At 49.4% G+C, this 21,317-nt stretch carries 31 protein-coding genes and 1 tRNA gene; 3 read left to right on the top strand and 29 right to left on the bottom strand.

The window, feature by feature from the left end; translation table 11 throughout:
• Positions 1–105: 105 nt before the first annotated feature.
• The 3 genes from NZM04_11245 to NZM04_11255 all read right to left on the bottom strand — a co-directional run bounded on the left by NZM04_11245 (position 106) and on the right by NZM04_11255 (position 3,818).
• A complete protein-coding gene (locus tag NZM04_11245) occupies positions 106–1,410 on the bottom strand; it encodes a glucose-1-phosphate adenylyltransferase (protein ID MCS7064590.1) in 1,305 nt (434 codons plus the stop codon).
• 49 nt (positions 1,411–1,459) lie between these two features.
• On the bottom strand, positions 1,460–2,149 hold the full coding sequence (locus tag NZM04_11250) for a zinc metallopeptidase (GenBank protein ID MCS7064591.1): 690 nt from the start codon (positions 2,147–2,149) through the stop codon (positions 1,460–1,462).
• 112 nt (positions 2,150–2,261) lie between these two features.
• The gene (locus NZM04_11255) at positions 2,262–3,818 is read right to left on the bottom strand and encodes a trypsin-like peptidase domain-containing protein (protein ID MCS7064592.1); all 1,557 of its coding nucleotides are present in this window, start codon (positions 3,816–3,818) and stop codon (positions 2,262–2,264) included.
• Positions 3,819–3,931: 113 nt separating this feature from the next.
• Here NZM04_11255 and tyrS point away from each other — a divergent pair, with 113 nt between their 5' ends.
• From tyrS to NZM04_11270, 3 genes are all read left to right on the top strand, one after another.
• Positions 3,932–5,122 carry a tyrosine--tRNA ligase gene (gene tyrS, locus NZM04_11260; GenBank protein ID MCS7064593.1) on the top strand — a complete coding sequence of 397 codons (1,191 nt, stop codon included), beginning with the start codon at positions 3,932–3,934 and terminating at the stop codon, positions 5,120–5,122.
• A gap of 289 nt (positions 5,123–5,411) precedes the next feature.
• Complete coding sequence (locus tag NZM04_11265; GenBank protein ID MCS7064594.1) at positions 5,412–6,656, top strand: hypothetical protein; 1,245 nt, start codon at positions 5,412–5,414, stop codon at positions 6,654–6,656.
• Positions 6,657–6,673: 17 nt separating this feature from the next.
• Positions 6,674–7,798, top strand: coding sequence for a mechanosensitive ion channel family protein (locus NZM04_11270; GenBank protein ID MCS7064595.1), 1,125 nt, complete (start codon positions 6,674–6,676; stop codon positions 7,796–7,798).
• On the opposite strand, the gene NZM04_11275 is transcribed toward NZM04_11270, so the two are convergent.
• The 26 genes from NZM04_11275 to rpsS form a co-directional block, all read right to left on the bottom strand.
• Positions 7,767–7,839, bottom strand: a tRNA-Met gene (locus NZM04_11275). The genes NZM04_11270 and NZM04_11275 overlap by 32 nt on opposite strands.
• A 54-nt stretch (positions 7,840–7,893) precedes the next feature.
• Positions 7,894–8,373 (bottom strand): 50S ribosomal protein L17, encoded by a 480-nt coding sequence (gene rplQ, locus NZM04_11280; protein MCS7064596.1) that lies wholly within the window; start codon positions 8,371–8,373, stop codon positions 7,894–7,896.
• Positions 8,374–8,392: 19 nt separating this feature from the next.
• A complete protein-coding gene (locus tag NZM04_11285) occupies positions 8,393–9,391 on the bottom strand; it encodes a DNA-directed RNA polymerase subunit alpha (GenBank protein ID MCS7064597.1) in 999 nt (332 codons plus the stop codon).
• Positions 9,392–9,550: 159 nt separating this feature from the next.
• Positions 9,551–10,159 (bottom strand): 30S ribosomal protein S4, encoded by a 609-nt coding sequence (rpsD, locus tag NZM04_11290; protein ID MCS7064598.1) that lies wholly within the window; start codon positions 10,157–10,159, stop codon positions 9,551–9,553.
• A gap of 28 nt (positions 10,160–10,187) precedes the next feature.
• Positions 10,188–10,565, bottom strand: a complete 378-nt coding sequence (rpsK, locus tag NZM04_11295; protein MCS7064599.1) for a 30S ribosomal protein S11 — start codon at positions 10,563–10,565, stop codon at positions 10,188–10,190.
• Positions 10,566–10,781: 216 nt separating this feature from the next.
• Positions 10,782–11,177, bottom strand: coding sequence for a 30S ribosomal protein S13 (gene rpsM, locus NZM04_11300; GenBank protein ID MCS7064600.1), 396 nt, complete (start codon positions 11,175–11,177; stop codon positions 10,782–10,784).
• 17 nt (positions 11,178–11,194) lie between these two features.
• Positions 11,195–11,311 (bottom strand): 50S ribosomal protein L36, encoded by a 117-nt coding sequence (gene rpmJ / locus NZM04_11305; protein MCS7064601.1) that lies wholly within the window; start codon positions 11,309–11,311, stop codon positions 11,195–11,197.
• A 23-nt stretch (positions 11,312–11,334) separates the two neighbouring features.
• A complete protein-coding gene (gene infA, locus NZM04_11310; protein ID MCS7064602.1) occupies positions 11,335–11,553 on the bottom strand; it encodes a translation initiation factor IF-1 in 219 nt (72 codons plus the stop codon).
• Complete coding sequence (gene map, locus NZM04_11315; protein ID MCS7064603.1) at positions 11,499–12,296, bottom strand: type I methionyl aminopeptidase; 798 nt, start codon at positions 12,294–12,296, stop codon at positions 11,499–11,501. The genes infA and map overlap by 55 nt, the downstream gene beginning before the upstream one ends.
• A gap of 23 nt (positions 12,297–12,319) precedes the next feature.
• Entirely contained in the window at positions 12,320–13,810 is a 1,491-nt protein-coding gene (secY, locus tag NZM04_11320) for a preprotein translocase subunit SecY (GenBank protein MCS7064604.1), read from the bottom strand.
• Positions 13,811–13,826: 16 nt separating this feature from the next.
• A complete protein-coding gene (rplO, locus tag NZM04_11325) occupies positions 13,827–14,276 on the bottom strand; it encodes a 50S ribosomal protein L15 (GenBank protein MCS7064605.1) in 450 nt (149 codons plus the stop codon).
• A gap of 23 nt (positions 14,277–14,299) precedes the next feature.
• Entirely contained in the window at positions 14,300–14,815 is a 516-nt protein-coding gene (rpsE, locus tag NZM04_11330) for a 30S ribosomal protein S5 (GenBank protein MCS7064606.1), read from the bottom strand.
• Between the two features lie 216 nt (positions 14,816–15,031).
• Entirely contained in the window at positions 15,032–15,391 is a 360-nt protein-coding gene (gene rplR / locus NZM04_11335; GenBank protein MCS7064607.1) for a 50S ribosomal protein L18, read from the bottom strand.
• Positions 15,392–15,406: 15 nt separating this feature from the next.
• Positions 15,407–15,949 carry a 50S ribosomal protein L6 gene (gene rplF, locus NZM04_11340; protein ID MCS7064608.1) on the bottom strand — a complete coding sequence of 181 codons (543 nt, stop codon included), beginning with the start codon at positions 15,947–15,949 and terminating at the stop codon, positions 15,407–15,409.
• Positions 15,950–15,962: 13 nt separating this feature from the next.
• The gene (gene rpsH / locus NZM04_11345; GenBank protein ID MCS7064609.1) at positions 15,963–16,355 is read right to left on the bottom strand and encodes a 30S ribosomal protein S8; all 393 of its coding nucleotides are present in this window, start codon (positions 16,353–16,355) and stop codon (positions 15,963–15,965) included.
• Positions 16,356–16,369: 14 nt separating this feature from the next.
• A complete protein-coding gene (locus NZM04_11350; protein MCS7064610.1) occupies positions 16,370–16,555 on the bottom strand; it encodes a type Z 30S ribosomal protein S14 in 186 nt (61 codons plus the stop codon).
• 19 nt (positions 16,556–16,574) lie between these two features.
• A complete protein-coding gene (rplE, locus tag NZM04_11355; protein ID MCS7064611.1) occupies positions 16,575–17,150 on the bottom strand; it encodes a 50S ribosomal protein L5 in 576 nt (191 codons plus the stop codon).
• Positions 17,151–17,161: 11 nt separating this feature from the next.
• On the bottom strand, positions 17,162–17,461 hold the full coding sequence (gene rplX, locus NZM04_11360) for a 50S ribosomal protein L24 (protein ID MCS7064612.1): 300 nt from the start codon (positions 17,459–17,461) through the stop codon (positions 17,162–17,164).
• 16 nt (positions 17,462–17,477) lie between these two features.
• On the bottom strand, positions 17,478–17,843 hold the full coding sequence (gene rplN, locus NZM04_11365; GenBank protein MCS7064613.1) for a 50S ribosomal protein L14: 366 nt from the start codon (positions 17,841–17,843) through the stop codon (positions 17,478–17,480).
• Positions 17,840–18,166, bottom strand: coding sequence for a 30S ribosomal protein S17 (gene rpsQ, locus NZM04_11370; GenBank protein ID MCS7064614.1), 327 nt, complete (start codon positions 18,164–18,166; stop codon positions 17,840–17,842). Before rpsQ ends, rplN begins: the two co-directional genes overlap by 4 nt.
• A gap of 68 nt (positions 18,167–18,234) precedes the next feature.
• Positions 18,235–18,432, bottom strand: a complete 198-nt coding sequence (gene rpmC, locus NZM04_11375) for a 50S ribosomal protein L29 (protein ID MCS7064615.1) — start codon at positions 18,430–18,432, stop codon at positions 18,235–18,237.
• Positions 18,433–18,450: 18 nt separating this feature from the next.
• Positions 18,451–18,870 carry a 50S ribosomal protein L16 gene (gene rplP, locus NZM04_11380; protein MCS7064616.1) on the bottom strand — a complete coding sequence of 140 codons (420 nt, stop codon included), beginning with the start codon at positions 18,868–18,870 and terminating at the stop codon, positions 18,451–18,453.
• Positions 18,871–18,880: 10 nt separating this feature from the next.
• The gene (rpsC, locus tag NZM04_11385) at positions 18,881–19,525 is read right to left on the bottom strand and encodes a 30S ribosomal protein S3 (protein ID MCS7064617.1); all 645 of its coding nucleotides are present in this window, start codon (positions 19,523–19,525) and stop codon (positions 18,881–18,883) included.
• Positions 19,526–19,540: 15 nt separating this feature from the next.
• A complete protein-coding gene (rplV, locus tag NZM04_11390; GenBank protein MCS7064618.1) occupies positions 19,541–19,948 on the bottom strand; it encodes a 50S ribosomal protein L22 in 408 nt (135 codons plus the stop codon).
• A gap of 5 nt (positions 19,949–19,953) precedes the next feature.
• The gene (locus NZM04_11395; GenBank protein MCS7064619.1) at positions 19,954–20,901 is read right to left on the bottom strand and encodes a rod shape-determining protein MreC; all 948 of its coding nucleotides are present in this window, start codon (positions 20,899–20,901) and stop codon (positions 19,954–19,956) included.
• A 121-nt stretch (positions 20,902–21,022) separates the two neighbouring features.
• Positions 21,023–21,304 carry a 30S ribosomal protein S19 gene (gene rpsS, locus NZM04_11400; GenBank protein ID MCS7064620.1) on the bottom strand — a complete coding sequence of 94 codons (282 nt, stop codon included), beginning with the start codon at positions 21,302–21,304 and terminating at the stop codon, positions 21,023–21,025.
• Positions 21,305–21,317: the final 13 nt, after the last annotated feature.

Here is a 21,317-nt window from a genome sequence, read left to right on the forward strand (position 1 = left end):
TGCTCGAGCTTCTTGTCTATGGGATTTTTTTTGAAAAAAATATAATAATGTTGATTCAGCCTGAATAGCCCTAAGCTAGAGTCTTCGTGGGAATCAACCTTATCACTAAATCACTGTATTATCAGGAATCATCGTCCCCTTAGGGATAACGATGATCCCGTCTCGGATGCAGGCAAGAGGATGATCGAAATGACTGGGTTTGCCTTCGGGCGTGATAATGCAGTTCTTCCCTATTCGCACATTTTTATCAATAATTGCATCGCTGATCACGCTCCCATCGCCAATTCCTAACGGCACGGGAAACTCATTAGGCGGACGTTGATCTTCATAGTAGTCGGCACCCATGATTAATGTGTTTTTAATTTTAACATTGTGGCCGATTATAGTCCGGTTGCCGAGAAGGGAGCGCTCAATGTTCGCAGAGCCAATTTTAATGCCCGTGCAAAGAACTGTTCGGGTAAGGTTAGCACTGCCAATGACATTTGGACGAAGATTTCTCGGCCTTGTATAGATCGGAGCTGATGAAAGTCCGTAATCAAATGAAGGGTGCTCGTTACAAAGATCGAGGTTAGCCTCGTAAAATGCCCGCACTGTCCCGATATCTTCCCAGTAACCCTGAAAAATAAAGGAATATACGCGATATTGTTCGATAGCGTAAGGGATAACTTCCTTACCAAAGTCAAGCATACTGTTATTTAGAAGTCGATGCAGGACGGAACGATTGAAGATGTATATTCCCATGGAAGCCAGATACAATTCATCATCAGGAGATTTACCTAGTCTTATTAAGCTATCAGAATCGAGCCGCAGAGAGTCTAAAAGTTCTGCAGTCTGTGGCTTTTCGACAAATCGCTTGATCCGACCTTCTTGATCTACACACATAATTCCGAAACCACGCGCCGCTTCCCGTTTCACAGGAATTGTGCAAACGGTCACATCAGCCTTACGAGTGATGTGCTCAGCTAAGACGTCCCGGTAATCCATCCGGTAGAGTTGATCTCCGCTTAAAATCAAGACGTAATCGTGAAGGACGTTATCGAAATGCTTGAGATTGGCACGAACTGCGTCCGCCGTGCCTTGATACCAGCCAGACGTGGGCTCCGGTGTTTGCTGAGCTGCCATCAGCTGAACAAAGCCGCGAGAGAATTCCTCAAAGTGATACGTCTGCTGGATATGGCGATGCAGTGATGCACTGTTATACTGCGTCAGAAGATAAATGAAGCGCATCCCTGAATTAATGCAATTGCTTATAGGGATATCCACCAGACGATACTTACCTGCTAAAGGAACAGCTGGCTTAGCGCGATCCTTGGTTAACGGATAAAGCCGCGTTCCAGCCCCACCCCCTAGAATTACAGCCACAGTCCTAGGAATCGCAGAGTGAATCGTGCTGAGCAACGTGGGATTCATGCCCACATTCAATCGCGCTACACTCCCAATGCAATAATTAATCTCGATCTTATTCTCTGCGCGTCAAAAGCGGTAAGAGATACCAGAGGAAATACACGAGCGAGGTAATAAATGCCGCTACATAAGTCAATGCAGCTGCATTTAGCACACGTTCCACACCGACCGCCTCTTCGCCCGCACGCACGAGATTCATCTTTTGCAAAATCAATTTGGCACGACGCGATGCATCATATTCCACAGGCAATGTGATTAAGTTAAACAGCATAATGATCCCCCAACAAATCGCCATAAACCATGCCATCGCAACGACATTTGTGATTAAACCCGTCCCAAATCCAATCAATGGCAGCCACAATACTGCCTGGCTGGCAAACGTAGTCACACCCACGGCCGCCATCCGCCACTGCAAGGGCGCATATGCGATTTTGTGCTGAATCGCATGGCCACACTCATGTGCAGCTACCCCCAGTGCTGCTGGCGAGCTTCCATGATAAACTTCCGATGATAAGACTAACCGCTTATGTATAGGATCATAATGATCCCCGAGGGGAGACGGATGCTCCACTATCTCCACATCATGTATCCCAGCTGTTTGCAAAATCCTCCGAGCCGCTTGATAACCCGTGTAGCCAGAGGATACAGGGATTTGCTGATAGCGATAAAAGGTGCTTTTTACCCGCCCCATCGCTACAAGCGAGAGCACCATCGTCACAGCCATGATCAATATTGCTAACGTCATAAGTCTTCAGTCTTTTGTTTTTTTGTTTTAACGCCCATATTCTACCTCCATTCTCTCAACGTGCAAGCATACAAGCCTTAAAATTTCCCTCCCCATCACTCCGTCCCATTTACTAATCTGCCCCTAGCACCACAAACTCATAACGGTGGTTGCGATAAATATACAACAATAATTTTTGCTCAGGCTTTAATTCCTCCTGAAGTTTCTTAAATTCTTGAAGCGAATACTCCCGCAGCGCTTCACCTCCTTGTATTTCCAGCGCAATAATGATATCCCCCAATCGCAAAACCTCAGACGCCACAGTCTGGCTTACTACACTTCGCACTACAAGACCTTTCACCTCTTTCGGCACATTCCAACGGCTACGGAAATCATCCTCCAACGTGACCACCTGAACGTCAACAATCGGATTTTTCTTTCTCAAACCCTCTCTGACTTGCACCACATCCCTCACCTTAAGCGGAGCATTTTCAAGCTGATCAATCTCCACCTCCACCTGATACTCGCGCCACCTCCTCCCATCACCTTTCACGTGCTCCCCTCGCAAATAATCCAGCACAATCTTCTCCCCCGGAGCTGTCTGCCCCACATAAAAACGCAAATGTCCTGGGCCTATTATCCGCTCCCCGTTACACCGGATCACAATGTCCAACGGCCGCAATCCTACCCTATCTGCCGGCGATCCCTTTATCACATCAACAATCAACGCCCCACCGTCTCGATCAAGCTTATAAAAATCCAAAAAATCCGTCCGCAACGGCCTCAGATGACATCCCAACCTACCTCGCCTAATCGCCCGCCCCTCCCGTATCTCCTTATAAACACGGTGCGCCAAATTAATCGGCACCGAAAAACTCATCCCTTGAAAAGCTCCACTCCCAGATAAAATCGCCGTGTTTATTCCCACAATCTCCCCACGACTATTCACCAACGCCCCGCCAGAATTCCCCGGATTCAACACCACATCGCTCTGAATAAAATCCTCATAATTATTCGTAAACTGCGGAGCCCGATTCTTACCACTCACCACTCCCCGACTCACACTACTGTTGAAATCATACGGATTACCGAATGCCCACACCTGCTCCCCCACCTGCAACAAGTCCGAATCCCCGATCCTTGCAGCCTTAAGCCCACCCGCTTCCACCTTCAACACCGCCAGATCCGTCAGCTCATCCAAGCCTACCACCCTAGCCTTCATCCGCCTTCCATCATACGTCCTCACGCGAATGTCCAAGGCATGCTTCACCACATGAGCATTTGTTAATATAAACCCCTCCTCGTCCATAATCACCCCTGCCCCCAATCCCTCATCTCGCGGCAAACGCAGCCCATCCTCCATCCCACTTTCAACTCTCTCCCTCTCCTCATCCCACCCATCCATAAAAAAATCATCCCCTACCGATGCCGGCTGCAACGTCGTAATATTCACCACCGAAGGCAAGACCTGCTGTATCATCACCACCTGCTCCTGATTTAGCCTCTCAAGAAGCGAACCCTCCTTCCCATCTCCAGCATACCACCTCGGCTCACTCGGCTCGCTGACCACTCGCCCTGCACTCACCGACAAAGCCTTCCTCTCCGCCCTCCAGTCCAAGTAAAATAGCACCCCTAGCACCAATATCCCCACTAGACTCAACTCTGCCACTCTCAAATTAACTCTCTCCACGCCCCCCTTACATACCCTGCTCCGCTTCTCACGTCACGACCATTTCCAACCCCCCCCACATTCCTTAAATCCCACTTTTCACTTCTCCCACTCTCCTCTACCATCCCCCCGCCATGCACCTCTCGCCTGAAGAACAACTCGCCATCCTCACCCGCGGCACCGAGCGACTCATCTCCCCCGACCAACTCCTCCGCCAACTCCACTCCGCCACCACAAAAAAACAACCCCTCCGCGTCAAAATGGGCGTCGACCCCACCGCCCCCGACATCCACCTCGGCCACTGCGTCGGCCTCCTCAAGCTCCGCCAATTCCAAGACCTCGGCCACACCGCCGTCCTCATCATCGGCGACTTCACCGCATCCATCGGCGACCCCTCAGGCCGCAACACCACACGCCCCACCCTCTCCCGCGACACCATCCTCGCCAACGCCCACACCTACCAAGAACAAGCCTTCAAAATCCTCCGCCGCGACCAGACCGAAGTCGTCTGGAACGGCACCTGGTTCAACAACATGACCGCCCACACCCTCCTCGAGCTCCTCAGCCGACGCTCCGTCTCACAAATCCTCCAACGCGAAGACTTCAAATCCCGCCTCGAATCCCACCACCCCCTCGCACTCCACGAAATCTGCTACCCCCTCCTCCAAGGCTGGGACTCCGTCATGGTCAAAGCCGACGTCGAAATCGGTGGCTCCGACCAACTCTTCAACCTCCTCATCGGCCGAGACCTCCAAGAACAATGCCACCAACCCCCACAAACCATCATCACCCTCCCCCTCCTCGAAGGCACCGACGGCGTCCACAAAATGAGCAAATCCCTCGGCAACACCATCAGCGTCAACGACCCCCCAAAAGAAATGTTCGGCCGCGTCATGAGCATCCCCGACCCCCTCACATCCCGCTGGAGCGAAATCCTCTTCGCCGAAACTCCCGACCCCAGCCTCCACCCCATGGAAGCTAAAAAACGCCTAGCCCAAAAAATCATCACCCTCTTCCATTCCGCCTCAGCAGCACAACAAGCCCGCGAAGAATTCGAGCGCATCTTCTCCCTACACCAACTCCCCACCGACATCCCCTCCCTCACCCCCCCAACACCACTCCCCCTCACCAAACTCCTCGTCCACATCCACGCCGCCCCCAGCAACAGCGAAGCCCGCCGCCTCATCCTCGCCGGAGCCGTCTCCATCAACCAACAAAAAATCACCGACCCCACCACCACCCCCGACTACTCCACCCCCTTCATCCTCCGCTGCGGCAAACGCTTCTTCGCCCAAATCCAACCCCCACCCCACCCCCCCAAATAACCCACATCCACCAACCACTTCCATTCCCCGCCCCAAACCAACACACCCCACCCAATGCACCCCCAGTCCCCCCCACACATGCACGCCACCATCCTCCCAAATCTTACCACACAGCCTTCTGAGTCAGACCAAACACAACCCGTTCCCCTATCACACGTTCATTAAAGAACCAACCCCAGCCCCCAAGTCACAACTTTTCCGCCCCCCCAAATAAGCCATAAATTCACACCTCAGCATTCACACCCCACGCAAGACTTAATCCAGCCAGAGAATGAAACAGCCATCCTTCATGCACCCCCCTCTCACAAACCCCTCCACCATCCGACAGCTCCTCGGCCCCAATAAAAAGTGCCACCTAGCCGCCAAACCCTACCCCATCACCCCTAGACAATTCCAAGTCCTCCAACGCCTCGGCAAAGCCCTTCACGCCTTCCAACGCGCACTCCACCTCCTCTACAAATACAGCTACCAAGGAAAAACCCTTCCCCAAATCGCACAGCTCCTCGACGCAGGAAAACCCGCCCCCCTCATCCGCGCAGCACGACACCCAAGCCACCACAACCAACTCCCCAAACTCATCCGCCCCGACCTCCTCGTCACCGACAACAATTTCAGCCTCTGCGAAATAGACTCCATCCCCGGCGGCATCGGCCTCACCGCATGGCTCCAAGAGACCTACGCAACCACTCACCCAAACGTCATAGGCGCACCGAATGGCATCCGTCACGCCTTCCACACCACATTCCCCTCCGCGGACGTGCTCGTCTCCCAAGAAGCTGCCGACTACTACCCGGAATGGCACCACTTCCTAAACGGCCAAAATCTCTACTGGGCCGAAACCTACCAACCCACCGGCCGCCCCATATACCGTTTCTTCGAAACATTCGACCACCACCTAATGCCCTGGCTCTCCCTCGACCCCCCCACCCCAATGCAGCCGCCACTCAAGCCCCAACTCGAAGAAAAACTCGCCCTCGCCCTCTTCTGGCTCAAACCACTCGAAACCTTTTGGCGCCAACAAATCGGCGAAGCCTACTTCCAACTCCTCCGTCAAATCATCCCCCGCACCTGGATCCTCACCCCAGAGCCTCTCCCCTGGCACGCCGTCATCCCCGAACTCAACGTCCACTCCTGGAGCGAAGTCGCCTCCTTCTCCCAACGCCAGCGCCGCCTCGTCCTCAAAATCTCCGGCTACAGCCCCCTAGCCTGGGGCTCTCGCGGCGTCACCTTCGGGCACGACATCCCCAGCGAAGCTTGGCGCGCTGCAATCGAGACAGCCCTCCAAAAATTCGAGACCCAACCCTACATCCTGCAGCCTTTCATCGAGGGCCGCCTGGAGACTCACGAATACTTCACAGACGATAGCCTCACCGCCACCGCCCCCCTCACAGGCCGCACCCGCCTCTGCCCATACTACTTCGTTCACAACGACCAAGTCACACTCGCCGGCATTCTCGCCACACACTGTCCCGCCAACAAAAAAGCACTTCACGGCATGAGTGAAGCTGTTTTAATGCCGTGCGCGTTAGAATAACTCTCCGATTCAACCCTATGGAAAACGCAACTCAAAACTGGCTTAACATCCTCGAAACGCTTCTCCGCCACATCCGCCCCGCAGAATGGTTCACCTTCGCTCTCTTTGTATTTCTCGGCCTCCTGGCATTCTGGCTGATCGATCAAAAGATCGTGCGCCTCATCCGCCGCTGGCTCATTGCCCACGATGCCCACACGATCACCACCATCATCCATCTTATCCGACTGCCGTTGGCCATCACCATTCTGGCTTACTTCACCCTGCTAGGGCTGGAGCAAATCACTTCACTCCCCGAGTCCATTCAAAGCCGACTGCAACGCATCTACCCCACGGCCAATCTCGCCATCATCATCTTCTTCCTCTATCGCGGCGTAGATATTATCGCCGTCATCCTTCGCCGCTACTGGAGCATCCAGGAAAACACTCTCAACAGCCGATGGACTGAAATCGGCACTTTCCTTGCCAAAGCCCTGATTATCGGCATTGGCGGGATGACTCTCTTGCAGATGCTTGGCATTCCCATCCTGCCCATGCTCACCGGCGCAGGTTTCCTGGGCGCCGCTCTAGCCCTCGCCTCGCAATCCACCCTGGCAAACGCCATCGGTTCGCTTGAACTCATCTTCGATCGCCCCTTCCAAGTAGGCGACCGCATCAGCTTTCTAGATTACGACGGATTCGTCACTCGCATGGGCATCCGCTCCATCGAGATTACAAGCCTCACTGGAGAACGCATCACCTTGCCGAACAAAGACGTCGTCGATAAACAAATCCGCAACTATTCAAAGACCAACGACCCCCAACTCATAGGCTGCACTCGCATCCTTCTCACAGTCGGAATCGTCTATCAACACAGTCGCACTGAGATCCAGAAGGCTTGCCAAATCCTCGAAGAAATCCTGCGCAGCCATCCCAAGGTCAAAAAAGCCTTCGCGCGGTTCCGCGCGCTGGCTCCCTCTTCCCTTGAGATTATCGGCATCGCGTGGGCTGATTACAAAAACGGCGATGAATTTTTCGCGCTCCAAAGTGAATTACAGTTAGAAATCAAAGATCGCTTCGACAAAGCTGGCCTACAATTCGCCTACCCGACCCAGACTTTGTTCATAGAAAAGTTGCCAGGGGGGGGGATCGAACCCCCGACCTAAGGCTTATGAAACCTCCGCTCTAACCCCTGAGCTACCCTGGCTTGTCCAAGGATTGGAATAATGAACTCAATCGCCGCTAAGAGCAAGCTTTCTGCTTATTTTTGCTCTTCCTTCTCCGTCGGAGACTCTTTCACCTCTACGACCTCTTCTTTCGAAGTCGCTTTTTTCTTTCCTTCGACAATCTGCGGTGCGTCATCGGTCTTAACGCTGTAATTCACCCACTCAAGAATAGCCATTGGTGCGGCGTCGTTGCGCCCTGTAGAACGGCTGCCTAGACGTAAAATGCGAGTATAGCCGCCTTTGCGGTCCTGCATAGCAGGGACAATCTCCTCAAAGAGTTTTTTGATTGCCTCTTTGTCCCCTTTCACTCTCGCAATAGCCAGCCTTCTGTGGTGCAGCGTCCCTTTTTTGCCGAGAGTGACCAGTTTCTCGGCAAACGGACGTGTCGCTTTAGCTTTGGCCAGCGTAGTGGTGATACGATTATGACGGATAAGAGCTGTAGCAAGTTGAGCGATCGTCCTCTCACGATGCTCCTTCTTTCTACCAAGTTTACCACGTATTTTTCGATGTCTCATAAGCCCGAGAAATTTGACGTTACACCTTCGCAGTTTTAGATTCCACAGTCTTATTCAAAATCTCGACAATTTCAGGATCAAATTTCATGCCGAGCGTCAACCCAAGCTCCTGCAATTTCTCTTTGATTTCGTTCAAAGATTTCTTACCGAAGTTGCGGAACTTCAACATCTCGCTTTCAGTCTTCATAGCAAGCTGGCCAACGGTGAGAATATTTGCATTGTTCAGGCAGTTGGTCGCACGCACGGAAAGCTCGATTTCATTGACGCTCATCGTGAGGAGTTTGATTAACTTATTATCCTCCTGCGTCGCTTCAGACTTACTCTTTTCAAATTCGACCACATCCTCTTGGAAGTTGACGAAGATATCCAGATGCTTACGTAGGATACCTGCCGCTTGAAGCAAAGCATCCTCAGGCGTGATGCGGCCATCCGTCCAAATATCAAGAATTAGCTTGTCGTAGTCCGTTTTTTGCCCGACGCGACTGTTTTCAACCGTATATTTAACTTTACGGACGGGCGAGAAAAGCGAATCAATCGGAATAATGCCGATCGGCTGATCTGGCTTTTTATTGGCCTCTGCAAGCGCAAACCCGCGCCCTACTTTGACTTCCATCTCCATGTAAAATTTCTGCTTTTTATCTAAAGTGCAGATAATTTGATCAGGGTTGACGACCTCAACGCCGGGCTCGAGTCTAATATCCCCGGCAGTAACTGGGCCTTCTTTGTTAACGGAGAGGACCAAATTCCGAGTCTCGCGATTAGGGAGCTTGAAAAGCACCTTCTTAAGATTCAAAATGATCTCCGTGACATCCTCGACGACATTAGGCAGAGTGCAAAACTCATGTTGAGCCCCTTCGATTCGAATTGAGGTGATAGCCGCCCCTTCAAGTGAGGAGAGAAGGACTCGCCGGAGGGAGTTTCCAATAGTGTGACCGTAGCCGATCTCAAAAGGCTCGGCGATGTATTGAGCATAGGTGTCTGTCCTCGTCTCGGTGTTCTTAACGAGGCTTTTAGGCATTTCGAAGCTTCCTAGTCTGATGGGCATAAGGATTTATTTTAAGTTCTCGAGGTTGTTTGATTAAGTGGTAAAATGAGCTGGGTTACCCTCTCCTTGCCTAGCCTAGGCTTGAGAAGAGGACCGACAGCTCGAGAGAAGAAAAACCGTAGATTACTTGCATTATCGGGAGTAAAGTTCGACGACAAGCTGCTCGTTGGCCACTGGAGCAATTTCTTCGCGTGTAGGAAGCCGCTTTACTTCGCCGCGAAACTGCTCTTTATCAATCACTAGCCAGTCGGGCACAGGAGAAAGCTGCATCGCTTCGAGGCTACGCGCAGCATATGCACGAGATTTAGGACGATCGCGGACTTCAATGACGTCTCCTGTTTTAACCTGAAAGCTGGGAATATTCACCACTCGGCCATTGACGAGGATGTGGCGGTGTAAGACGAATTGCCGCGCTGCACGTCGAGAGCTCGCTAGGCCAAGACGGAAAACAACATTGTCCAGTCGAGTTTCCAAAAGTTGAAGCAAAATATCACCAGTGACACCGCGCTTTCTCGATGCAATCTCAAAATAGCGTCGGAATTGCCTTTCAAGAATGCCATAAGTGTAACGCAACTTTTGCTTCTCTCCGAGGGCAACGGCATAATCTGATTGCTTCTTGCGGCCTTTGATACCGTGAACGCCCGGAGGATAGTTGCGACGTTCAAGTGCTTTATGAGGGCCAAACAAAGCAGCGCCGAAACGGCGGCTTTTCTTGGTGCGAGGTCCTGTATAACGAGCCATAGGTTAATTTGTGTATAACGTTCGTTAATTACACGCGACGTGGTTTCCGTGGACGGCATCCATTGTGGGGGATGGGCGTCGTGTCGACGATAGAGGTAATTTCAATGCCAACTGATTGAATGGCACGGATCGCCGATTCACGGCCTGACCCCGGGCCTTTGACGCGCACTTGCACTTCACGCAGTCCATGAGCCATTGCACGCTTGCAAGCATCTTGCGCGACAACTTGAGCCACATAAGCCGTGGACTTTTTCGACCCACGAAATCCACATTTGCCTGCGCTCGACCAGGCTATCACATTACCATTAAGATCTGTAAGCGTGACAATCGTGTTGTTGAATGTGGCGAGTATATGAGCAATCCCTGTAGTGACGTTTTTAGCTCCTTTTACCTTTGCAATTTTGATTTTTTCAGGCGTCTCACCTAGCAAATCTGCTGCTGTAAGCGGGCTAACTTCTTCAACCACAGGCGGCGTAGCTTCAACTTTGGCATCTGCTTTCTTGGCCGCCTTACTGGACTTCGATGATTTGCTGGACTTGGTTGTTTTGGATGGCTTATTCGATGTCTCAGGTGTTGAGGGAGATGGAGTCTCTTCAGACATAGGCTTGAAGGGGAATTAGTATTAGACTTTGCCTCTCTTGGCATCTTTGTTGCGCTGCACACCGACCGTCTTGCGAGGACCTTTGCGAGTGCGAGCGTTGGTCGAGGTGCGTTGACCGCGAACAGGAAGACCGCGACGATGGCGGATGCCGCGGTAGCAGCCGATTGCTTGGAGGCGTTTGAGGTTTTGTTGGATTTCACGCCGTAGATCGCCTTCAATTACGTATTTATTCTCTTGGACAACTCTAATGATTCGGTTGATTTGTGAGTCCGTGAGGTCTTTGGCGCGAATGTCGGGGTTGATCTCTGCTTGTTCGCAAATGATCCGGGCACGAGCGCGACCGATGCCGTATATGTAGGGCAAAGAGGCAACTATTTTTTTGTCACCAGGAATTTCTACTCCAAATATTCTTGGCATAAAATATAAGGTCGAGGTTACCCTTGCCTCTTTTTGAGGCGAGGGTTCTTTTTATTAATAACGTAGATTCGCCCTTTGCGTCGGACGATTTGACAATCAGCTGTCTTTCTTTTGACGGATGCGCGGACTTTCATGGTATTGTGGTTTGAAATTGAGATTACTTTCTACTGATGACACGACCTCGGGTCAAATCATAGGGTGAAAGTTCTACCAAAACTTTATCGCCGGGCAAGACTTTTATAAAATTTAACCGCATTTCCCCTGCAGCATGGCAGAGAATGCGATGACCGTTCGAAAGGCTTACGCGTAGAAGGTTGTGATTCATGACTTCAACGACGGTGCCTTCGATTTGGATATTTTCTGAGTTGGCAGACATGTGAGGATCTCCGCTTCTTTTTCGGTGATGACAATGGTGTGTTCAAAATGAGCTGATGGAAGTCCATCTCGAGTGACAGCTGTCCATCCATCAGCGAGGATGCGAACATCTGGCGTGCCTAAGTTTACCATCGGCTCGATGGCCAGTGTCATTCCAGGCTTGAGTATAGGACCTGTGTGAGGTTGACCAAAATTTGGCACTTGAGGCTCTTCATGAATGTGACGACCGACGCCATGCCCGACAAATTCTCTTACGACGGAGAAGCGGTGTTTTTTGATATAAGATTCAATGCTATGAGATATATCTCCCACCCGAGCCCCTGCGCGCGCCGCAGCAATGCCGTGATAGAGAGCTTCTTCAGTCGCTGTGATGAGTCGCGCGATGTCGGCGGAAATTTCTCCGATGGGAATGGTCGCCGCGGTGTCTCCTATCCACCCGTTATGCAGGATGCCGACATCTATTTTTACAATGTCGCCATATTGGATGCGGCGCGAGCTGCCGATACCGTGGACGACTTCTTCATTGATGCCTATGCAGATGTGGCCGGGAAACTTTCGATAACCGTAGAACGCGCTTTTAACGCCGTATTCGCGCATAAGGTCAGCAGCAGCCTGATCAATCTCACGCGTAGTGACTCCTGGAGCGAGAAGATTTTTGAGTTGCTCAAGGATGGTCGCTGCCAGGGCTCCGCTTTCTCGCATGGCTTGGATTTCTGGTTCGCGCTTTATTGGAATTTGTGCCATGTGGGGGATGAAAGGATGTGTGTTTACTTGCTAGAAAGCGCGATGGTGATGCCAGCTATGACGAGGATACCAATCAGCGCGTAAATCCACACCAGTGTAGTATCGTCGACAGTCCGGCTTTGTGTAGTGGCTTGAAACGCAGAACGCCCGCGGATACGCCCCTTTTTGAGGAAACCGTCATAATGACGTTGGAGAAGGTAGGTTTCCATTTGCCTCATGACGTCTAGCACTACTCCCACCACAATCAGGAGACTTGTGCCTCCGAAGAATTGAGCCGTGACGTTGGGGATTTTAAGATTATGATGGATGATTAATGGCAAGATGGCAATGAAGGCAAGAAAAACAGCGCCAGCAAAGGTTAGCCGCGTCATAGCATGATCAAGGAACATAGCAGTGCCTTCTCCTGGACGCACACCCGGGATAGCTCCATTGTTCTTCTTAAGATCTTCTGCGATCTGAACAGGATTAAAGACCATCGCTACCCAGAAATAGGAGAAGAAAAAGATCATTAGCCCATAGAGGACGTAATACATCCAGCCGTGGGTGAGGTTATTGATGAATTGCTGAATGCCGATGGGCATGTTTGGAATGATGCTTAGAACTGTGCTCGGAAAGAGAATGATAGATTGTGCAAAAATCACTGGCATCACACCTGCATAATTCAGCTTCAGAGGAAGATAGGAAGACTGGCCTCCGAAAATTTTGTTTCCGCGTATTTGTTTAGCATATTGGACTGTAACCTTCCGTATTGCTTGTGTGATAGCGACGGTGGCAGCAATGACGGCAAAAAGAAAACCGAGTAGTGCGACAACTAAAAGGGGGCTCGTCACAACACTTCCTGCCGTGATTTTATTCCAAGCTTGGATCAGCGCTGCAGGAAGCTGAGCAAGGATACCTACGGTAATGATAATTGAGATGCCGTTTCCTATTCCCTTATCAGTGATTTGTTCTCCCAGCCACATGAGGAGCATGGTGCCAGTCGTTAAGCTAAGAATTGTAGTAAACCGAAAAAGCGGGCCAGAATCAGAAACCAAGGGTGTCCCTTCTCTCAGGATGATCTCTTGAATCCCTTTGAGAAGTGGAATGCTTTCGGGCTTTTCAAAACCAATGGCCAAAAGGTAGCCTTGGAAAACGCAAAAAACAAGCGTCAAGAGGCGCGAATACTGAGTGATTTTCTGACGCCCCCCTTCTTCTCTCGAAAGTTTGCCGAGACTAGGCACGATTGCCGTGAGAAGTTGCATCATGATGCTTGCAGTGATGTAGGGCATTACACTGAGAGAAAAAATAGCGCAGTTTTCAAGCGCTCCCCCGCTGAAAAGATTGAAAAGACCAATGACTGAGCCTTGAGCTTGTTGATCAACAACACTCTCAAAGAACATTCCCAATATCGTGGAGTTAACACCGGGCACCGGTATCGCAGCCCCGACCCGTGCGATAACTATCACCGCAAGAGTAAAGAGGATGCGTTGGCGAAGCTCTGGAATCTTGAAGCAATTTGAAAAAGCCGAAAACATGGATATTCAGGAGAAGTTATTTCGAAATAATTTCGACCGTTCCTCCCACGGCTTCTATCTTAGCTCGCGCCGCTGCACTGACAGCATGAACTTTGAATTGAAGCGGTTGCTTTATTTCTCCTTGAGCTAGAATTTTGACGCCATCCCAACGGCCATTCACAAGTCCATGTTGACGGAGAACCGCTTCATCTATTATCCCCGTAAGTCCGCGTTCCTCTATCGCTTTTAAGTTAACGGGCGCGTATCGAGTAGCAAACCGTGCATTGTTAAACCCTCTCTTAGGAATGCGGCGTATGAGGGGCATCTGCCCCCCTTCAAATCCCAATCGTATGCTCCCACCCGATCGAGCCTTTTGGCCTTTATGTCCTTTTCCGCTAGTCTTGCCGTGACCAGAGCTTTCGCCACATCCGAGTCGTTTTTTGCGGTGTCGAGCACCAGGTTTGTTGCTGAGTTGTGGAAGTTTCATAGACACGAATCCGAGATTATGGTTTATGGAGTAGATTGAGATGACGAATCGTTCGTGTGGTTATCAGACGATATCGATGAAGAGGCTTTCCACTTTTTTCCCCTAAGGGTGTAGATCTCCTCCGGAGATCTCAACCTGCAGAGCGCATGAAGAGTGGCGTGGACAACATTAAACGGGTTAGCTGACCCAAGCGATTTAGCTAACACATCTCGCACTCCTGCAGCTTCACAGACTGCTCTGACTCCTGCTCCAGCGATAATACCCGTCCCAGGAGATGCAGGACGAAGCAGAACGTAACCTCCATCAAAGTGTGCCTCTACGGCGTGAGGAATAGTGCCATCCTTGAGCACAATATCATAGAGCCTTTTGGTCGCATTCTCAGTCGCCTTGCGAACGGCGTCAGCAACCTCATTGGCTTTACCAAAGCCCACCCCGACTTTACCTTTGCGATCACCGACTACGACTAGAGCGCTAAATCCGAAGCGCCGACCGCCCTTGACAACTTTCGTGGTGCGATTGATGTGAACAACTTTATCTATTAACTCCGATGTGGGAGCCCGGTTAGAACGATCGGTGGTTCGAGAATTTCGCGTGCGATTGTTGCGCGAATTGTTTTTCCGATTCTTAGAGAGAGAATCAGATGTCTCGGCATTCGGCTCTGAGATTAAAGCCGCATTTTCAATGCCTTCATTAAGTGTTTCTGTATTTACAGTGGATTCGATGTCTTGAGTAGGGTTAGGCATATGAATTAACTTTTAAAATTCTAATCCAGCCTCACGTGCCGCATCGGCGAGCGCTTTAACTTTTCCATGGTAGATAAATCCGCCTCGGTCAAAAACGACTTGATGGATGTTTTTTTCTTTTGCTCGCTGAGCAATAAGGGTGCCAATGACCCTTGCGCTATTGACGTTGGCAGATAATTTTTTTGCGCGTAGTTCCTTTTCAGTAGTAGCCGCACTCGCTAAGGTCACGCCGGCTTCATCATTGATGATCTGAGTGTAGATGTGCTTGCCAGAAAAAGCCACACTAAGGCGTGGGCGCTTTGCGGTGCCACTGATTTTTTTTCGAATTCTTTTGTGGATGCGTTTGCGAACAATGCGACGGGATATGCGCATATGATATGAACGAGGTTATTTGCTTTGAGCTGTTTTCCCTTGTTTGCGACGGATATATTCACCGACGTAGCGTATGCCCTTCCCTTTATAGGGTTCTGGAGGATAAAATCTCCTGATGTCAGCAGCAACAGCTCCCACTTTCTGCTTATCTATGCCTTCGACACTGATGTTCACGCTATCCGTGACGGTTATCTTTATCCCTTCCGGAATCTCATAGTTGATTGGGTGGGAAAAACCAAGATTGAGGACCAGTGTCTTGCCTTGAACCGCTGACTTAAATCCCACTCCTTCGATTTGAAGATCTTTTTTGAAACCCTGTCGCACACCAATAATATGATTAGCAATTATAGCTCGAGCGAGCCCATGCCAAGCTTTGTGCTGACGGGTTTCTCCTTTATTTTCTAGGTAAGCACGTGATCCATCGAGTTTAAGGGTAATTTGAGGAGGCAATGTGTAACTGAGTTTACCTTTCGGTCCTTCGATATTCACAAGGTTATCTATGACGTTCAGTTTTACGTCACTCGGGATCTCTATCGGTTTCTTGCCTATTCGAGACATAGATTACAATCAATTAATGGACGGTGAGTAGTAATTCTCCTCCTAACCCTAATTTTTTAGCTTTATGGCCAGTTATGATGCCTTTAGGAGTTGATAATACTGCAATACCCATACCACCTAGAACTCGAGGTATTTCCTTGCAGGAGACGTAACGTCGAAGGCCAGGCTTACTTTCACGTTGAATGTCCGTGAGCGCGTATCTCTTACCTTCCACTCGAAGACGGACTTTGAGAAGCGGCTTTTTGCCGTTGGGTATGATCTCAACATCACTCAGGTAACCCTCTTCTTTTAAGACTCGGGCAATTTGCCCTTTTACGCGGGAATGGGGAACTGTAACTTCAACTAGATGTGCTCGCACCGCGTTACGGAGGCAAGTAATGAAGTCAGATATGGGATCGGTTTGCATAGCCTTATCTGGTTCTACCAACTTGCTTTCATTACGCCTGGTATTTCCCCCCACTGGGCGAGCTCCCTAAATTGTATACGGCTGACCCCAAATTTACGGATATAGGCCCTACGACGGCCAGAAATTTTGCAGCGGTTATAAGCGCGCGTCCTAAACTTGGGTGTGCGTTTTTGTTTAGCGATCCAGGATTTCTTAGCCATAAGAACGTAGGTGTTTGGTTTATTTAGCAGTAGTTTGTAGATTTCTATTTCGATCGGAAAAAGGCATGCCGAAGAGCTGTAATAACTCCTTAGCCCGCTCGTCATTCCTTGCCGTAGTTACGAATGTGATGTCCATCCCTATATTTCTTTTAACTTTATCGAGCTCAATTTCTGGAAATATCGTATGATCTTTGATACCCAGGGTATAATTTCCGTGACCGTCAAATGCTCGTGCAGAGACCCCTCGAAAATCACGAATACGAGGAAGCGCCATTACAATGAGCCGCTCCATAAACTCATACATCATCCGCCCGCGTAAAGTCACTTTTAGGCCAATCGGTTGATTTTTCTTGAGCTTAAAGTTGGATATGGCTTTCTTCGCTTTTGTTTGCACAGGTTTTTGACCAGTTATCGCAGCTATATCTTTTTCAGCGTCTTCAAGAGCTGTCTTTTCTTCCGTCGAGCCGATGCAACAATTTACAACAATCTTCTCGATCTTAGGTATTTCGTTAATGTTGGAATAACGCCCAGACTCCATTAAGCTTGGAACGATTTTTTCTCGATAAAGGCGATCAAAATTTGCCCTAGCGTTCATAACTCAACCAGTTATTTAGATTTGGCTGCTCTTTTTCTTTGAAATCGCTCTTCGTATTTTTTAACATCCATGACCTTTGAGGCGTGGATTGGCGCTTCTCGTTGCACAAAACCGCCCTTAGGATTTTTTGGGTTGGGCTTAACTGCCTTCGTGACAATATTTACTCCTTCGACGATCACACGGTTCTTCTTAGTAAGCACCTCCAGCACTTTGCCTTTCTTATTTTTGTGAACACCGGATATAACAATCACCTCTTGACCTTTCTTGACGTGAACACGGTGCCGCCTGGGAGCTAGCTGCGCTTTTCTCATACGATTCATAGAGCTATCAGACGACCTCTGGTGCAAGAGAGATAATTTTCATAAAGTTCTTATCACGCAGCTCCCTTGCAACTGGACCAAAAATACGCGTGCCACGGGGATTCATATCCTTATCTATCACCACAATCGCGTTGGAGTCAAAGCGAAGATACGAACCGTCGCTACGTCGAATCGGATGCTTTGTGCGCACCACTACTGCACGGACTACATCACTCTTTTTCACCGTGCCATCTGGAGCTGCTTCTTTAATGTTGGCCGTTATGATGTCTCCGACGCGTGCAGTAAGAGATTTTCGGCCTACCACACCAATCATAGTTGCTTGCTTTGCGCCTGTGTTATCAGCAACAGTGAGCCATGAACGAATCTGAATCATAGATTTACCTCCTGAACTGTCGAAGAAGAGGGTTCTGCCTTTTTGTCAATAGACACAAGCTGCCATCGCTTGAGGCGACTCAGCGGTCGTGTCTCACGAATTCTTACAATATCACCTACCCGCGCTTCATTCTTCTCATCATGCGCATAGTAGTTCTTATGCACCGTGATAATTTTACGGTAGCGAGGATGTGCAATCCGACGAGCTACCCTCACGACAATCGTCTTGTCCATTTTATCAGAGATAACCTCTCCAACGCGCTCTTTTACTACAGGCTTGCGCGTCGTTGCCGAAGCTGGGACATCGATATTGTCATTATTCATAACCAAACTTTACTTCGTTCGAGGGGGAGAAAGTGTAGATGATACTGCCAAGTTTTGCATCACTTTTTTTACGTTTTCTTAAGCTCTCGTTCCCTCAAGATAGTTTTCCCACGTGCAATAATCTTTTTAAGCTCTCTAATGCGATGTGGCTTCTCCAGCTGCCCTGTGACTTTCTGTATCCGAAGGTTAAACAGCTCTTGTCTAGCCTCCTGGCATTTACTTCTTATCTCTGCATCAGATAGCGCGCGTAATTCCTGGAGCTTCATATGTCTTGTAAAGTTGGGTTAATATCCAAGTTGAGTAGTGCGATCAATAAAACGCGTTCGCACAGATAACTTGCTGGCTGCAAGACGGAAACACTCCCTCGCAGCAGCCTCAGTAAGCCCGTCCAATTCAAAGAGGATATTCCCCGGCCTTACGACTGCCACCCAAAATTCAGGTGCTCCTTTCCCCTTACCCATACGAGTCTCAGGGGGACGCTTAGTGACTGATTTGTCAGGAAAGACGCGGATCCATAGCTTGCCCTTACGCCGCATATTCCGAGTGATGGCGACACGAGCCGCCTCAAGTTGTGTATTTTTAATCCACCCCCGCCCAAGTGCCTGCAGGGCATAGGATCCAAAGGCTATCGTTGTTCCACGAGTTGCGTTTCCTGCGCGACTCCCTCGTTGACTCTTTCGATACTTTACGCGTTTGGGTAACATTGCCATAACGTTACACTGTCAATAAGACATCCTCCTTCCGACAAATCCAGACTTTGATTCCAATTTTGCCAGCCACTGTATTGGCTTCAGCAAATCCATAATCCACATCTGCTCGAAGTGTGTGTAATGGAACTTTCCCTTCGAGGTATTGCTCAGAACGTGCAATCTCAGCGCCACCAAGACGTCCAGACACTTTAACACGAATTCCGATAGCACCAGCTTCTTGAGCGGATTGCACAGCTTTTTTCATAGCTCGTCGGTGTGAAATACGCCGTTCGATTTGCATCGCGATATTCTCTGCAACCAGTTGCGCATCGAGCTCAGGAGTCTTAACTTCCTTCACCTCTACGAAAATCTCACGCGAGGGATCAACAATCTCAGCAATCATCCTTTTAAGATTGTCGAGTTCAGCTGCCTTTCTCCCGATCACAAGCCCAGGTCGTGCCGAAAAGATATTCACTCGAAGACGATTACCAGATCGCTCGATGAAGACTTTAGAGACCGCTGCTTCACGAAGCTTCTTCTTCAAGAACTGGCGAATGCGGTAATCCTCGATGAGAAATTCCGAGAATTGCTTTTTATTTGCATACCACATAGAGCGCCAGTTGCGATGGACGCCGACTCGAAAACCGATTGGGTTAACTTTTTGTCCCATAGTTTATTCAGCTACTTAGTTTGAAGTGTCAGATGATTCAGTTTTTTTCGTTGACTTTTTGGATTTGCTTGCTGACGGCTTAGTTACTGGAGGCTGGTCCGTCAGCACAATGCGGATATGACTCGTGCGCTTTATTATTGGCCCAGCACTGCCTCGCGCTTTGGGTTGGTAACGTTTGAAACTCGGCCCTTCACCAATAGTTGCCTCGCGAATGTAGAGCGTCTCAGGCAGCAGATTATGATTATTCTCTGCATTTGCGATCGCTGATTTCAGCGTCTGGTAGATCAGACGCGCTGCTTTCTTAGGATAATATTCAAGCCGCCGCAATGCAAGAATAGCAGGCTCTCCTTGTATAGCACGAGCGACATCTCGAGCTTTGAATGCTGAGATACGCGCGTAACGGTAAATAGATTTCACTTCCATACTTTTTATTTTGTATTGGAAAATTTCTTTTTCGGAATTTTGAGCTTATCGGATGGCAGCTTAGCCTCTGCTTTTTGGACAGCGAGAATCACTCGATCTTTCGTTTTGAAGATTTCGTTTCCTCTCACTTCCTCAATCACAGCAGCAGAGATAGTCTCACGGGTCTGCAAGACCTTGATACTGCCAATTACTATATCATTTCGAAGCACGTAGAAGGGCATGCCTACTTCGACTCCATGGCTTGATCCGACGTTGATAATCACCGTCTTAAGATCAAGGTTAACGCCGACAATTTGCGCATCTGCTAGGCTTTGTGCCATCGGTATAGGGCTAGCCCCTTTCCCTTCAATTAATCTTTGTGCACTGCGATAAGTCTGTTCAAACTGTGCCCGCAGCATCGGGTTATAACCTGAACCCGAACGAATCAAATTTAGACTAGCTTTTGACAATTCATCAAGGGCTTTGATCGCCTGACGCCGCTCTTGTTCTGTATTGTATAATTCTTTAACAGCTTGCACGAGCCGTTGCTGTAAAGCTTGAGCATCTCCAGTGAGAATATCAATGCCCATAGCTTCATTTGCCAGGCGTTGTTGTTGCCATTGTTGACGAAAAAACTCCGCCTCAGCATTAGCCAATATAAGCGCATCTCTAAGGCGATGCGCATAGGCCAGAAGCTGATCGTAATTCATCAACTCCAGACTATCGCGGGGCACATCTACCGCCTGCAGTGCATCTTGCACCGACCGAGCAATCGCTTCGGCTTTACTCTCAATACTATCCTCGGTCACTCCCAAGATAGGAATTTGCAGATCCTCCCGGGCGTCTCTTGCCCCATCAGTGGATAGTTTATTGAGTGTTGGAATCGAAGAAGGATCCGCTTCACTAGAACTCACCTTTGCAGCCGAATCATCGTGCAAAGACGTTCCCTGTGAAGCGCCTTCTTCCGGCTTCAAAGAACGTTCCGAAGAAGATCGAGCTTCCTCGGTGCGCCCAGCTTGCGCAAGGCACAGCAAAGGCGCGCATGCTATAGCTATTCCAAAAGAATAGCAAGCAATTCTTTTCGAAAAATTATTTCTACTTAGCAACAGCCTTTTCAGTATGCGCTCCGTGCTTCTTAAAGGTTCGGGTTGGCGAAAACTCTCCAAGCCGATGCCCGACCATGTTCTCCGTCACAAAAACTGAATGGAATATCTTGCCGTTGTGCACAAGAAAAGTGTGGCCGACAAAATCCGGCGTAATCATTGACCTGCGAGACCAAGTCTTTATTGGCTTCTTTACTCCAGAGTTGTTCATCTTCTCTATTTTCTCCAGAAGATGATCATCTACAAATGGACCTTTTTTAAGACTTCTACCCATAGGCTTGTTATCT

It is taken from the genome of Candidatus Methylacidiphilales bacterium, assembly GCA_025056655.1.
Classification (GTDB): Bacteria; Verrucomicrobiota; Verrucomicrobiia; order Methylacidiphilales; family JANWVL01; genus JANWVL01.